The organism is Streptomyces sp. NPDC052036 (assembly GCF_040680495.1).
GTDB lineage: Bacteria > Actinomycetota > Actinomycetes > Streptomycetales > Streptomycetaceae > Streptomyces.
This window is the reverse complement of record NZ_JBFAWW010000011.1, coordinates 150,013-163,735: the sequence shown is the minus strand read 5'-3', so window position 1 is coordinate 163,735 and position 13,723 is coordinate 150,013. Positions and strand designations below refer to the sequence as shown.

At 71.1% G+C, this 13,723-nt stretch carries 17 protein-coding genes; 11 read left to right on the top strand and 6 right to left on the bottom strand.

From position 1 onward, the window contains the following. Positions 1-4: 4 nt before the first annotated feature. Positions 5-640 (bottom strand): ATP-dependent Clp protease proteolytic subunit, encoded by a 636-nt coding sequence (locus tag AB0L95_RS18030; RefSeq protein WP_365162648.1) that lies wholly within the window; start codon positions 638-640, stop codon positions 5-7. A 177-nt stretch (positions 641-817) separates the two neighbouring features. Between AB0L95_RS18030 and AB0L95_RS18025 the strand changes: the two genes are divergently transcribed. The 8 genes from AB0L95_RS18025 (at position 818) to AB0L95_RS17990 (ending at position 7,526) form a co-directional block, all read left to right on the top strand. Next, the gene (locus AB0L95_RS18025) at positions 818-1,093 is read left to right on the top strand and encodes a type II toxin-antitoxin system Phd/YefM family antitoxin (protein WP_365162647.1); all 276 of its coding nucleotides are present in this window, start codon (positions 818-820) and stop codon (positions 1,091-1,093) included. 179 nt (positions 1,094-1,272) lie between these two features. Next, the gene (locus AB0L95_RS18020) at positions 1,273-1,575 is read left to right on the top strand and encodes an urease subunit gamma (RefSeq protein WP_067256018.1); all 303 of its coding nucleotides are present in this window, start codon (positions 1,273-1,275) and stop codon (positions 1,573-1,575) included. A gap of 16 nt (positions 1,576-1,591) precedes the next feature. Next, positions 1,592-1,903 (top strand): urease subunit beta, encoded by a 312-nt coding sequence (locus AB0L95_RS18015; RefSeq protein WP_365162646.1) that lies wholly within the window; start codon positions 1,592-1,594, stop codon positions 1,901-1,903. Continuing rightward, complete coding sequence (locus AB0L95_RS18010; protein ID WP_365162645.1) at positions 1,896-3,617, top strand: urease subunit alpha; 1,722 nt, start codon at positions 1,896-1,898, stop codon at positions 3,615-3,617. The genes AB0L95_RS18015 and AB0L95_RS18010 overlap by 8 nt, the downstream gene beginning before the upstream one ends. Beyond that, a complete protein-coding gene (locus tag AB0L95_RS18005) occupies positions 3,617-4,291 on the top strand; it encodes an urease accessory UreF family protein (RefSeq protein WP_365162644.1) in 675 nt (224 codons plus the stop codon). The genes AB0L95_RS18010 and AB0L95_RS18005 overlap by 1 nt, the downstream gene beginning before the upstream one ends. Before the next feature lie 71 nt (positions 4,292-4,362). Continuing rightward, positions 4,363-5,040 (top strand): urease accessory protein UreG, encoded by a 678-nt coding sequence (ureG, locus tag AB0L95_RS18000; RefSeq protein WP_365162643.1) that lies wholly within the window; start codon positions 4,363-4,365, stop codon positions 5,038-5,040. Further along, a complete protein-coding gene (locus AB0L95_RS17995; RefSeq protein WP_365162642.1) occupies positions 5,028-5,792 on the top strand; it encodes an urease accessory protein UreD in 765 nt (254 codons plus the stop codon). The genes ureG and AB0L95_RS17995 overlap by 13 nt, the downstream gene beginning before the upstream one ends. A 135-nt stretch (positions 5,793-5,927) precedes the next feature. Further along, on the top strand, positions 5,928-7,526 hold the full coding sequence (locus tag AB0L95_RS17990; RefSeq protein WP_365162641.1) for an alpha/beta hydrolase: 1,599 nt from the start codon (positions 5,928-5,930) through the stop codon (positions 7,524-7,526). A gap of 103 nt (positions 7,527-7,629) precedes the next feature. Here AB0L95_RS17990 and AB0L95_RS17985 read toward each other — a convergent pair whose 3' ends face one another. Then, the gene (locus AB0L95_RS17985; protein WP_365162640.1) at positions 7,630-8,355 is read right to left on the bottom strand and encodes a lysophospholipid acyltransferase family protein; all 726 of its coding nucleotides are present in this window, start codon (positions 8,353-8,355) and stop codon (positions 7,630-7,632) included. Positions 8,356-8,568: 213 nt separating this feature from the next. Next, entirely contained in the window at positions 8,569-8,760 is a 192-nt protein-coding gene (locus AB0L95_RS17980; RefSeq protein WP_365162639.1) for a hypothetical protein, read from the bottom strand. A 213-nt stretch (positions 8,761-8,973) separates the two neighbouring features. Between AB0L95_RS17980 and AB0L95_RS17975 the strand changes: the two genes are divergently transcribed. The 3 genes from AB0L95_RS17975 to AB0L95_RS17965 all read left to right on the top strand — a co-directional run bounded on the left by AB0L95_RS17975 (position 8,974) and on the right by AB0L95_RS17965 (position 10,915). Beyond that, positions 8,974-9,285, top strand: a complete 312-nt coding sequence (locus AB0L95_RS17975) for a helix-turn-helix domain-containing protein (protein WP_365162638.1) — start codon at positions 8,974-8,976, stop codon at positions 9,283-9,285. Between the two features lie 92 nt (positions 9,286-9,377). Then, complete coding sequence (locus AB0L95_RS17970) at positions 9,378-10,406, top strand: SDR family oxidoreductase (protein ID WP_365162637.1); 1,029 nt, start codon at positions 9,378-9,380, stop codon at positions 10,404-10,406. 32 nt (positions 10,407-10,438) lie between these two features. Next, a complete protein-coding gene (locus AB0L95_RS17965; RefSeq protein WP_365162636.1) occupies positions 10,439-10,915 on the top strand; it encodes a TIGR00725 family protein in 477 nt (158 codons plus the stop codon). A 90-nt stretch (positions 10,916-11,005) separates the two neighbouring features. Here AB0L95_RS17965 and rocD read toward each other — a convergent pair whose 3' ends face one another. The 3 genes from rocD to AB0L95_RS17950 are packed head-to-tail and all read right to left on the bottom strand — an operon-like array spanning position 11,006 to position 13,662. After that, on the bottom strand, positions 11,006-12,226 hold the full coding sequence (gene rocD / locus AB0L95_RS17960) for an ornithine--oxo-acid transaminase (RefSeq protein WP_365162635.1): 1,221 nt from the start codon (positions 12,224-12,226) through the stop codon (positions 11,006-11,008). Continuing rightward, on the bottom strand, positions 12,223-13,110 hold the full coding sequence (ddaH, locus tag AB0L95_RS17955) for a dimethylargininase (protein WP_365162634.1): 888 nt from the start codon (positions 13,108-13,110) through the stop codon (positions 12,223-12,225). The genes rocD and ddaH overlap by 4 nt, the downstream gene beginning before the upstream one ends. A 48-nt stretch (positions 13,111-13,158) precedes the next feature. Then, complete coding sequence (locus AB0L95_RS17950) at positions 13,159-13,662, bottom strand: Lrp/AsnC family transcriptional regulator (protein ID WP_365162633.1); 504 nt, start codon at positions 13,660-13,662, stop codon at positions 13,159-13,161. Positions 13,663-13,723 lie beyond the last annotated feature (61 nt).

The window sequence follows — 13,723 nt, the reverse complement described above, 5'->3', positions numbered from 1 at the left end:
CGGCTCACCTCGCGTCGGTCGCGGCGCGTGACGCCTTGCGGCTCGGGATGATGCGGTCGAGGAGTCCGTACTCCACCGCGGCCGGTGCGTCGAGGATCGTGTCCCGCTCGATGTCGGCGGCGATCCGCTGCGGGCTCTGCCCCGTATGGCGTACGAGCATCTCCTCCAGCCGCCTGCGTACGCGCATCAACTCCTCGGCCTGGATCACCAGATCACTGGCCTGCCCCTGAACGGGTTCGGGCAGGGACGGCTGGTGGATCAGCACCCGAGCGCCGGGCAGCGCGAACCGCTTGCCGGGCGTTCCCGCGGCCAGCAGCACCGCGGCGGCGGACGCCGCCTGGCCGAGGCAGATCGTCTCCACGTCGCAGCCGACGTACTGCATCGTGTCGTAGACGGCGGTCATCGCGCTGAACGAGCCGCCGGGGGAGTTGATGTACAGCGAGATGTCGCGGTCCGGGTCCTGGTACTCGAGATGCATGAACTGCGCCATCACGTCGTTCGCCGCGATGTCGTCGATCGGCGTCCCCAGGAACACGATCCGCTCGTCCAGCAGCTTCGCGTAGGGATCGAGGGTTCGCTGCCCATAGCCGGTGCGCTCGGTGAACTCGGGCAGGACATGACGTGCGGACGGACGGTTCATGGCACGGGCCTCCTCGGCATCGATCCTGTAAAAAATGTACAGGACGTACGCTCTGTCGACGGCGAAGAACGCTGAGAGCGAAGTCGACACGCTGAGAGCGAAAACGGGGGAAGGTCCCCGGTTCGGGCGGTCTTCGGCCCCGGGGACTGTTCGGGACCCCGGTCTAAGCTGGTCCACATGGCCTACGAGATTCCGGTGACGCAAGCCAGGGCTGAACTCGCCGACCTGATCAACCGCGTGGTGTACGGCGGCGAGCGTGTCGTCGTCACACGGCACGGAAAGCCTCTCGCCGCCCTCGTCTCCGCCGCCGACCTCGAGCGTCTCGCCGCCCTGGACGCCGCGGAGGAGCAGGTGATCAGCTCGGTCTCCAACGTCCGCGAGGTCCCCTCGGCCCCGCGCGAGCGCCGTCGCTTCGGTATCGCCGCGGAACACCGGGGGCCCAACGCCTCCTGACGCCCGGCCGCTCGGACGAACGGCTGCGTGCCCCCGTCGGCACGTGTGCGGATCACCGTCCGGTTAACGCGCGCGAAACGCGGTCCAACTAGCCTGCCCCTCCATGCCACCAGGGACTTTGCCCCGTGGCTGCGGCAACCGGGCCCCGCACGGTCCGGGCGAGGACGGTGAGGTGGGACGTGCAACTGACCCCGCACGAGCAAGAGAGGCTGCTGATCCATGTGGCGGCCGACGTCGCCGAGAAGCGCCGGGCCCGTGGACTCAGGCTGAACCATCCGGAGGCGGTCGCCCTCATCACCGCGCACATCCTCGAAGGTGCCCGTGACGGCCGTACGGTCGCCGAACTCATGGCCTCCGGACGCAAGCTGCTCACCCGGGACGACGTCATGGAGGGCATCCCGGAGATGATCCACGACGTCCAGGTCGAGGCGACCTTCCCGGACGGCACCAAGCTCGTCACCGTCCACGATCCGATCGTCTGACGGGGGAGCGGCCGCCATGATTCCCGGAGAGATCCTGTTCACGGACGAACCCGTCGTCTACAACGAGGGCCGCGAGGTCACCCGGCTGACCGTGCTCAACGTGGCCGACCGGCCCGTCCAGGTCGGCTCCCACTACCACTTCGCCGAGGCCAACCCGGGACTGGACTTCGACCGCGCGGCCGCCCACGGCAAGCGGCTGAACATCGCCGCCGGCACCGCTGTCCGCTTCGAGCCCGGCATTCCCGTCGACGTGGAACTCGTCCCGCTCGCCGGCGCCCGTGTCGTGCCCGGCCTGCGCGGGGAGACCGGAGGTGCTCTCGATGCCTGAGATCTCACGCGCCGCGTACGCGGACCTGTTCGGACCGACCACCGGCGACCGTATCCGGCTCGCCGACACCGATCTGCTCGTCGAGATCGAGGAGGACCGCTCCGGCGGGCCGGGGCGCGCCGGAGACGAGGCCGTGTTCGGCGGCGGCAAGGTCGTCCGCGAGTCCATGGGCCAGTCGCGGGCCACCCGCGCCGAGGGCACCCCCGACACCGTCGTGACCGGTGTCGTCGTCATCGACCACTGGGGCGTCGTCAAGGCCGACGTCGGCATCCGCGACGGCCGGATCACCGCCCTCGGCAAGGCCGGCAACCCGGACACGATGGACGGCGTCCACCCGGACCTGGTGATCGGCCCGGAGACGGAGATCATCGCGGGCAACGGCCGGATCATGACCGCCGGAGCCATCGACGCCCATGTCCACTTCATCTGCCCCCAGATCGCCGACGAGGCCCTCGCCTCGGGCATCACCACCCTGGTGGGCGGCGGCACCGGACCGGCCGAGGGCTCGAAGGCGACCACCGTCACCCCCGGGCCCTGGCACCTGGCCAGGATGCTGGAGGCGATGGAGGCCTACCCCCTGAACTTCGGGCTGCTCGGCAAGGGCAACACCGTCTCGCATGACGCGATGCTCTCCCAGATCCGCGGCGGCGCCCTCGGCCTCAAGCTCCATGAGGACTGGGGCTCCACGCCCGCCGTCATCGACGCCGCGCTGACCGTCGCCGACCGCACCGGCATCCAGGTCGCGATCCACACGGACACCCTCAACGAAGCCGGGTTCGTGGGCGACACGCTCGCCGCCGTGGCGGGCCGCGGCATCCACGCGTACCACACCGAGGGCGCGGGCGGCGGGCACGCGCCGGACATCATGACCGTGGTGTCCGAGCCGCATGTGCTGCCCAGCTCCACCAACCCGACCCGGCCGTTCACCGTCAACACCGCCGAGGAACACCTCGACATGCTGATGGTGTGCCACCATCTGAACCCGGCGGTCCCCGAGGACCTGGCCTTCGCGGAGTCCCGGATCCGGCCGTCCACGATCGGCGCGGAGGACATCCTGCACGACCTGGGCGCGATCTCCATCATCTCCTCCGACTCCCAGGCCATGGGACGCGTCGGCGAGGTCATCCTGCGCACCTGGCAGACCGCCCATGTGATGAAGCGGCGACGCGGAGCCCTGCCGGGCGACGGCCGTGCGGACAACCACCGCGTACGTCGCTATGTCGCCAAGTACACGATCAACCCGGCGCTCGCCCAGGGCCTCGCCCACACGATCGGCTCCGTCGAGCCCGGCAAGCTCGCCGACCTGGTGCTGTGGGAGCCCGCGTTCTTCGGCGTCAAACCGCATCTCGTCATCAAGGGCGGCCAGATCGCGTACGCGCAGATGGGCGACGCCAACGCCTCCATCCCGACCCCGCAGCCGATCCTGCCGCGCCCGATGTACGGGGCGATCGGCCGGGCCCCGGCCTCGAACTCGGTCAACTTCGTCGCACCCCTCGCGATCGAGGACGGGCTGCCGGAGCGGCTCACGCTCGGGAAGAGGTTCGTGGCCATCGAGTCCACACGCGGTGTCACCAAGGCGGACATGCGCGAGAACGACGCGCGGCCCCGGGTGCGGGTCGACCCCGACAGCTTCGCCGTGCATATCGACGGGGAACTGGTGGAGGCCACCCCGGCCGCGGAACTGCCCATGGCCCAGCGGTACTTCCTCTTCTGATGTCCAGGGCAGCGCTTCTCGTCCTGGCCGACGGCCGCTTCCCCGCCGGAGGGCACGCACACTCCGGCGGGGCCGAGGAGGCCGTCCGCGCCGGACGGATCACCGAGGCCGCGAGCCTGGAGGACTTCTGCCGGGGACGGCTGCACACCGCCGGACTGGTCTCGGCGTCCCTCGCCGCGGCGGCCGCGCTCGGTGTGGACCCGGCCACGCTGGACGCCGCCGCCGACGCCCGTACGCCGTCGGCCGCGCTCCGGGCCGCCGCGCGCCGGCTGGGACGGCAGCTGATGCGGGCGGCACGGGCCGCCTGGCCCTCCGGCGAACTCGATGCCCTGGCAGGCGCGTTCCCCAAGGGGGCGCACCAGCCGGTGGTGCTGGGAGTCGCGGCCCGGGCCGCGGGACTCGGCGCGCAGGATGCCGCGTACTGCGCCGTGTACGAGAGCGTCAGCGGGCCCGCGACCGCGGTCGTACGGCTGTTGAGCCTGGACCCCTTCGATGCGTCGGCCGTGCTCGCGCGGCTGGCGCCCGAGCTCGATCTCGTGGCCGACCGCGCGCGGGAAGCGGCCCGGCGCGTGCTCGACGACGGGATCGAGGTGCTGCCCGCGGCGTCGGCGCCCCTGCTGGAGATCGGGGCGGAGGCCCATGCCGCGCGGCCCGTACGGCTGTTCGCCTCGTAGAAGAAGACCGTCCCCGGATCCCTCTCTCCCTTGCTCTCCCCTCCAGCCCCCGATGCGACAGGAGCCGCCCCATGCACCTCGACCACACCCACGACGGCCCCGCCGCCGTCGGCGCCGATGCCCGCCGGCCCGACGGTTCCCGGCGAGCCCTGCGGGTCGGGCTCGGCGGTCCCGTCGGATCCGGCAAGACCGCCACCGTCGCCGCGCTCTGCCGGGCCCTGCGGGCCGAACTGTCCCTCGCCGTCGTGACCAACGACATCTACACCCGTGAGGACGCCGAGTTCCTGCTGCGGGAGGCCGTACTGCCGCCCGAGCGGATTGCCGCCGTGGAGACGGGAGCCTGTCCCCACACCGCCATCCGGGACGACATCTCCGCCAACCTCGAAGCGGTGGAGGACCTGGAGGACGAGGTCGGGCCGCTCGATCTGATCCTCGTCGAGTCCGGCGGGGACAACCTCACCGCCACCTTCTCCAAGGGACTCGTCGACGCGCAGATCTTTGTCATCGATGTCGCGGGCGGCGACGACATTCCCCGCAAGGGCGGCCCCGGGGTCACCACCGCGGATCTTCTCGTCGTCAACAAGACCGATCTCGCGCCGTACGTCGGGTCCGATCTCGCCCGGATGGCGGCCGACGCGAAGGCACAGCGCGCCGAACTGCCCGTCGTCTTCCAGTCCCTGCGGACCGAGGCCGGCGTCGGTGACGTGGCCGACTGGCTGCGGGCGCGGCTCGCCGCGTGGACGGCGTGACGACGGGGGTACGGGCCACCGCGCGGATCGTGGCCCGGGACGACGGCCGGGGCGGCACGTCCCTGCCGGTGCTGGCGGGCGAGGGGCCGCTCGCGCTGCGCCGGACACGGGCGCGCGGTGCGGAGGCGCGGGTCATGCTCGTCGGCGCGATGAGTGGGCCGCTCGGCGGTGACCACTTCACCGTCGAGGCGGCCGTGGGCAGTGGCGCCCTGCTCCATGTGGGATCGGCCGCCGCCACCATCGCCCTGCCCGGGCAGGCCAAGGGCGAGGCCCGCTACGACATCCGGCTCGATGTCGCCGCGGAGGGCGAACTGCACTGGCTGCCGGAGCAGTTGATCTCGGCCCGGGGCAGCGAACTGTCTGTCTCCACGCGGATCGACCTCGCGCCCGGCGCCCGCCTCGTGTACCGCGAGGAGCAGGTCCTCGGCCGCGTCGGAGAAGAGCCCGGACGGCTCACCAGCCGTCTCACCGTGACGCTGGCCGGGCGCCCGCTGCTGGACCAGGAGGTGGCCTGCGGACCGGGCGCCCCCGGCGGATGGGACGGGCCCGCCGTTCTGGCGGGACATCGCACGATCGGGCAACTCCTCGTCGTGCGACCGGAGTTCGAAGCGCGACCGACGGAGGCGGGGATACTGGGGGAGGATGCCGCGCTCAGCCCGCTCGCCGGGCCCGGTGTGCTCGTCACCGCGCTCGCGCCGGATGCGCTACGACTGCGCGGAGTGCTCAACGAGGCCCTGAAAACGCTGACTTGACCAATCCGCCCGCTGGGCGGAGCGCCGTGCACCGGTTATCGGATTGGTAAAGAAGCCAAGTCCCCTCTGTTCTCAGGGATCTCACAGCAGCAAGGATCCCCGTACCTATAGCAACCTTGTACGGGGAGGTCCCACTTGAGGGGAATCAGACCGACGAGACGAGCGACCGCGCTCGGCTCCGCGGGAGCGCTCGTCACGGCGACGCTGATAGCCGGCGCCATGGCGGCACCGTCGGCCGCCGCCGACTCGCGCCACGGTCAGGACCGGGAGGCCCGTGGTGCGGCGATCGCCGCCGCGCGCGCGGCCAAGGCCGGGATCGACTGGAAGGACTGCCCGGCGGACTGGGGGCTCGCGAAGGCCGTCCAGTGCGGCTGGGTCACCGTCCCGGTCGACTACGCCCACCCGGACGGCAAGCACATCAAGCTCGCCGTCGACCGCGTCGGGAACACCGGCACCAAGCAGGAGCGCCAGGGCGCCCTGATCTACAACCCGGGCGGCCCCGGCGGCTCCGGGCTGCGCTTCCCGCTCCGGATCACCACCAACAACCCGCTCTGGACCAATGTCGCGAAGGCGTACGACTTCGTCGGCTTCGACCCGCGCGGTGTCGGCCACTCGGCGCCCATCTCCTGCGAGGACCCGCAGGAGTTCGTGAAGGCGCCCAAGGCGGACCCGGTCCCCGACTCCGAGGCGGACAAGCGCGCTCAGCGCAAGCTCGCCCATGAGTACGCGCAGGGGTGCCTCGACCGCACCGGCCGCACGATGCTGCAGCAGATGACCACCCCCAACACCGCGCGCGACCTGGACGTCATCCGGGCCGCCCTGGGGGAGAAGAAGATCAACTACCTGGGCGTCTCGTACGGCACCTACCTCGGCGCCGTCTACGGCACCCTCTTCCCGGGTCACGTCCGGCGCATGATCGTCGACAGCGTGGTCAACCCCTCGCGGGAGAAGATCTGGTACCAGGCCAACCTGGACCAGGACGTCGCCTTCGAGGGCCGTTGGAAGGACTGGGAGGACTGGGTCGCCGCGAACGACGCCACCTTCCATCTGGGCACCACCCGTGACGCGGTGCAGGCCAAGTGGCTCCAGCTGCGCGCCACGGCGAAGAAGAACCCGATCGGCGGCGTCGTCGGCCCGGCCGAGCTGATCTCCTTCTTCCAGAGCGCCCCGTACTACGACTCCTCGTGGGTGCCGGTCGCCACCGTCTTCAGCAAGTACGTGGCCGGTGACACCCAGGCGCTCGTGGACGCGGCCGCGCCCGACCTGTCGGACACGGCGGGCAACATCGCCTCCGAGAACGGCAACGCCGTCTACACGGCGGTCGAGTGCACCGACGCCAAGTGGCCGACGAGCTGGCAGAAGTGGGACCGGGACAACACCCGGCTCAACAAGGGCTACCCCTTCATGACGTGGGCCAACGCATGGATGAACCTGCCGTGCGCCACGTGGCCGGTCAAGCAGCAGTCCCCGCTGAACGTGAAGACGGGCAAGGGCCTGCCGACCGTCCTGATCGTGCAGTCCACGCGTGACGCCGCCACGCCGTTCGACGGCGCCGTCGAACTGCACAAGCGCTTCAAGGGCTCCCGCCTGATCATCGAGAAGGACGCGGGCTCCCACGGTGTGACCGGTCTGGTCAACCCGTGCATCAACAGCCGGGTGGACACCTACCTGCTCACCGGCAAGACGGACAAGGCGGACGTGACCTGCACGCCGCACGCGACGCCGAAGCCGTAGGCGCGGACGCGTAGGGCGGAGCCCTGCGCGCGCCTCGCGCCCCATGCGCGAAGGGGGCGGCCGGACATCCGGCCGCCCCTGCTCGCGTCCGGGCCACCTGGGCTCACCCCAGCGGCATCCGCGGAAATCTGGGCGCCCGCTCGCCCGTCTTCCCGGCCTCCTCGGCCTTGACGTCCGCCGCGTACCGGTCGACGTACTCCTGCTCCGAGAGGGACAGGATGGCGTACATGATCTCGTCGGTGACGGCGCGCAGCACCGCCTTCTCGTTCTCCAGGCCCTCGTAGCGGGAGAAGTCCAGGGGCTCGCCGAAGCGGATGGTCACGGGGTGGACGCGGGGAATGGTCCGGCCGGGCGGCTGTGCCTCGAACGTGCCGATCATCGCGCAGGGGATCACCGGGCACCGGGCCTTGAGGGCCATCACGGCGACGCCGACCTTGCCCTTGTACAGGCGTCCGTCGTGGGAGCGGGTGCCCTCCGGGTAGATGCCCAGCAGCTCGTCCTTGGCCAGCACACCGAGGCCCTCGCGGATCGCGGCCTGTCCCGCGTCCTTCCCCGAGCGGTCCACCGGGATCTGGCCCACGCTGCGGAAGAACGCGGCGGTCAGCCGGCCCTTGACGCCGGGCCCGGTGAAGTACTCGGCCTTCGCGAGGAAAGTGATGCGGCGTCTGAGGATCGCGGGCATCAGAAAGTGGTCGGAGAACGAGAGATGGTTGCCGGCGACGATCGCCGGCCCGTCCGCCGGTACATGGTCGAGGCCCTCGATACGCGGCCGGAAGACCAGTCTGAGCAGGGGGCCGAGAAGGACGTATTTGAGCACGTAATAGAACAAGGGCCTTGCTCCTCACTCCGGCGGATCGGCTCGACCGCCGTGTTCCAGCAGCTCAACCGGCATGTGACGGGGTGCCAGTGTAGGGTCGCGCGCGATCGGCGGGAACCGGGCGGACCCCACGCGTACGACACCCCGGACCGGGGGGCCGGGCCGGGGTGAGGGAAAGAGACCGCGAGCGCACGACGGACGTGAGCGCCGCCGCGCGGTCATGGGTCAGAGATAGTAGTCGTCCTCCTGCTGAGGGCGTGCGGGCGGCGACTCGTCGTCCCTGCGACGGGCCCGCTGCTCCTCCAGCCGGTGCTGGCGTTCCTGGCGCGCCTGCTCCTGGGCGCCCAGGGTCTCCTCGGTCATGTCCCTGAGGTGGCCCGAGTCGTCCTCGAACGGGTGGCGTTCCCGGTCGGTCATGGCGGCTCACTCCTCGACGAGGTGAGGCAGGGGGCGTGACTCCGCCCCCGATCAGCGTGGCATGACTCGTTCGGCCCTGCATATCGGCCGGTCGGGGGCGGGCCCCACGGCGGATCGGGAACAGGAGCGGGAGCCGGATGCCGCACGTCACGGCATACCTGAAGTCCCTTTCGTCATTTTGTGTTCCTGTACCTGGGCTTCTACGCTCGGCTTATGGGTGGAGTGCCTGAGCCGCACATCGGGTGGACGTTCCTCACCAATCACGCACGCGTCCTGGCCGCGATCGCCGACGACCGGACCACCCGGATCCGTGACATCGCGGCCCGCTGCCTGCTGACCGAACGCGCCGTCCAGAAGATCATCTCGGATCTGGAACAGGGCGGCTACCTCACCCACATCCGTGAGGGGCGCTCCAACACCTACCGCATCCAGCCCGGCACCCTCCTGAGGCATCCTGCGGAGGCGAGCCTGAGCGTCGCCGATCTGCTCTCGCTGCTCGCCCGGCACGAGCCCCGGCACATGTAGCGGCCTCGGCACGGGGCGGCAGCGGCCGTCAGGGTGTGCAGCTCCCGCGCGCACCGGGTACTCGCCCGTCCCGGTCATGAGAGGAGCAGCCAGTGAGCACCACAACGGGTAAGAAGATCGTGGTCACGGGCGCCACCGGCAATGCGGGCACCAGTCTCGTACGCCTGCTCGCCGAGGACCCGGAGGTGGACAGCGTGCGGGGCCTCGCGCGCCGCGTCCCCGACCTCGGCCCCGACCGGGTGCGGTGGTCGGCGGTCGACCTCACGTCGGCGGGGGCCGACATGGTGCAGGAGTTCGAGGGCGCGGACGCGGTCGTCCATCTGGCGTGGGCGTTCCAGCCGACCCATGATCCCGTCGCGACCTGGGAGACCAATGTGCTCGGCAGCGTCCGGGTCTTCGAGGCCGTCGCCGCCGCCAAGGTGCCCACGCTGGTGCACGCCTCGTCCGTCGGCGCCTACTCCCCGGGCCCCAAGGAACACGCCGTCGACGAGTCATGGCCGACGCACGGCTGGCCGGACGCCGCCTACACCCGGGAGAAGGCCTATCTGGAGCGGACCCTCGACGCCTTCGAGTACGAGCACCCCGACATCCGGGTCGTCAGGATGCGGCCCGCCTTCCTGTTCAAACGGGAGTCGGCGAGCGAACAGCGGCGGATCTTCGCCGGGCGCTTCCTGCCCGGACCGCTGGTCCGGCCGGAACTGCTGCCGTTCCTGCCGGACGTCTCCGGGTTGCGGGTCCAGGCCCTGCACACCGACGACGCGGCCCGCGCGTATCAGCTCGCCCTCCGCCGTGATGTGCGCGGCGCGTTCAACCTGGCCGCCGACCCGCCCCTCGACGCCGCCGTCCTGAGCGAGGTCATGGGGGCCCGCCCGGTACGGCTGCCCCGCACCGCCGCACGGTCGGCGATCGCCGCCGCGTGGGGGCTGCGTCTGCTTCCCGCGTCCCCGCATCTCTTCGACGCCGTGCTGCGCCTGCCGCTCATGGACTGCACCCGTGCCCACACCGAACTGGGCTGGCAGCCGCGACTGACGGCCACCGAGGTCCTGGAGGAGTTCCTCAAGGGACTGCGGGAGGGCGCCGGCGCGGCGACCGCGCCCCTGCACGGCCGCAAGGCCGGCTGACGGCGGTATCGTGCGCGCGGAGGTGGCGCGGCATGGCGGTGCAGGTGGCGGTGTGCGGGCCGGCGCGGTGCGGGGAGCGCGAGTGGGACCTCGCCCATGAACTGGGACGGCTGCTCGCGGAGCGAGGTGCCGTGGTGATCTGCGGCGGACACGGCGGGGTGATGGCCGCCGTCGCGGCGGGCGCCCGGACCCGCGACGGGCTGGTCGTCGGAGTCCTGCCGGGGGCCGACCGGGCCGGTGCCGGGCCGGATCTGAGTGTCGCGATCGCCACCGGCCTCGGGCAGGCACGCAACAGTGTGATCGTCCACAGCGGGGACGCCGTCATCGTGGTCGGCGGCTCCTGGGGCACGCTCTCGGAGCTGGCCCTGGCCATGCGCAGGGGCGGTGTGCCCGTGGTCCAACTCGGCGACGGCTGGCGCCTCGTCGAGGCCGGCGGACACGAGGTACCTGGCGTGCGGCACGCACGGACACCCGCCGAGGCGCTCGACCTCACGGGACTGTGGCCCTGACCGGCACGCCGACGTCGTAGGACTCGATGGCGGACAGCGGCACCCGGGATGCGTGCTGCTCGGGCTCCCGGGTGCCGCGAGCGCCGGTCCTCAGGCGGTCAGGACGCGCTCCAGCGCCTCCAGGGCCGATCCCAGCTCCTCGCCCGTGATGGTCAGCGGCGGGGCCAGACGGATCGTCGAGCCATGGGTGTCCTTGGCCAGGATCCCCTCCCGCATCAGGCGCTCGCTGATCTCACGGCCGGTGCCGATCGCGGGGTCGATGTCGACGCCCGCCCACAGCCCGCGCGAGCGGAATCCCACGACGCCCTTGCCGAGCAGCGCGGTGAGACCGTCCCGCAGCACCACGCCCAGCTCGGCCGCCCGGCGCTGGAACTCGCCCGTCTCCAGGATCCCGACGACCGCCGAGCCGACCGCCGCGGCCAGCGGGTTGCCGCCGAAGGTGGAGCCGTGCTCGCCCGGCTTGAGAACGCCGAGGACCTCACGGCGCGCGACCACCGCGGACACCGGCACGATGCCCCCGCCGAGCGCCTTGCCGAGCAGCACCGCGTCCGGCACGACCCCCTCGTGGTCCACGGCCAGCGTGCTGCCCGTGCGGCCGAGGCCCGACTGGATCTCGTCAGCGATGAACAGGCATCCGGCGCGGCGGGTCAGCTCGCGGACCCCGGCGAGATAGCCGTCGTCGGGGATGATCACGCCCGCCTCGCCCTGGATGGGCTCGATCAGCACGGCCGCCGTCGTCTCGTCGACGGCCGCCTCCAGCGCGGCCAGATCGTTGTACGGCACGATCCGGAAGCCGGGGGTGAACGGGCCGAAGCCCGACCGAGCCGTCTCGTCCGTGGAGAAGCTGACGATCGTCGTCGTACGGCCGTGGAAGTTGTCGGCCGCCACCACGATCGTCGCCCGGTCGGCGGGCACGCCCTTGACCTCGTACGCCCACTTGCGGGCCACCTTGACTGCGCTCTCCACGGCCTCGGCGCCCGTGTTCATCGGCAGGACCATGTCCAGGCCGGTCAGCGTGGCCAGGGACTCGGCGAACTCGGCGAGCTGGTCGTTGTGGAACGCGCGGGAGGTGAGGGTCAGACGGTCCAGCTGGCGGTGGGCCGCCTCGATCAGCACCGGGTTGCGGTGCCCGAAGTTGAGGGCCGAGTAGCCGGCGAGCATGTCGAGGTAGCGGCGGCCCTCGACGTCCTCCACCCAGGTGCCCTCGGCGCGCGCCACCACCACGGGCAGCGGGTGGTAGTTGTGCGCGAGAACCGGCTGCTCGGCGCTGATCAGCTCGTCGGACGAACGCGTACGGGCGGGTGCGGTCATGAACGGATCTCCTGAGTGCAGCACTTGATGCCGCCGCCGGCCTTGTGGAACTCCGAGAGGTCGACGGGGACGGGGTCGTAGCCGTGGTCGGCGAGCCGGGCGGCGAGCACCTCGGCCCGGGGAGCGATGAAGACATGGCGCCCGTCGGAGACGGAATTGAGCCCGAACACCATGGCGTCCTCGCGGGTCGCGAGCACCGCGTCCGGGTACAGCCGGGCGAGCACCTCGCGGCTGCCGGGCGAGAACGCCTCCGGATAGTAGACGATGTTGTGGTCGTCGAGGACGAACAGCGCCGTGTCCAGGTGGTAGAAGTACGGGTCCACCAGGGTCAGGCTGATGACCGGGTGACCGAAGAACTCCTGCACCTCGCGGTGCGCGTCCCGCGTCGTACGGAATCCGGTACCGGCCAGGAGGTAGCGCCCCGTCCAGACCAGGTCGCCCTCGCCCTCGCAGACGGATTCGGAGCGGTGCACGTCATAGCCGGCCGCCTTGAACCACGTCTCGTAGTGGTCGGACTCGGGGCGGCGCTCGGGGGCGTGGAAACAGGAGCCGAAGACACGGCCGTCGACGACGACCGCCGAGTTCGCGGCGAACACCATGTCGGGGAGGCCGGGGACCGGGTCCACGGCGTCGACGGTGTGTCCGTGGTCGCGGTAGGCGCGGATCAGCCCCTGCCACTGCTCCCGGGCCAGGTCGACGTCGACCGTCGTGTCGGGATGCATCCACGGATTGATCGCGTACTGCACGGCGAAGTGTCTGGGTTCGCAGACGAGGAAGCGCCGCCGGCGCGGCACACGGGAGTCGGTCACAGAGGGGTTCCTCCGCTTCCTGGGGTGTCGAGTGAGGGTGACACAAAGGTAGAAAGCGACGGAGACGCGCGACAAGAAACAATGGCTGCGTGTTCGCGCAGCAACGCTGCGTTTTCGGGCTGCTCAGCGCACGTCTGCTGCGCCGTCCGGGGCCGCCTGGTTGGCGCCTGCCTCCGGGCTCTCCGGCAGCAGGTGGGACAGGACCATCACGCTGATCGTCTTCCGGATGAAGGGTTCCGTGCGGATGCGCTCCAGCACCTCCTCGAAGTGGTCGACATCCCGTGCCCGCACATGCAGCAGCGCGTCCGCCGCGCCGGTCACCGTCATCGCCGCAGTGATCTCCGGATGGTTGCGTACGACCTCCGCCAGGCGCCGGGGCGGCGCCGCGCCCTCGCAGTACACCTCCACATACGCCTCCGTGCGCCAGCCCAGCGCCGACGGCTTCACCGTGGCCGTGAACCCGGTGATCACGCCCGTCTCGCGCAGCCGGTCCACCCGGCGCTTGACCGCCGTCGACGACAGGCCGATGGCCGCGCCGATCTCGGCGAAGCTGGTCCTGGCATTCGCCATCAGAGCGGTGATGATCTTCCGGTCGAGTTCGTCGAACGGCGCTGGCCTGCTGCTCATGCGGGCACTGTATCCAGCAGGAACGTCCATGTTCCGCACATGTCCAGGCGTACGGAATGCT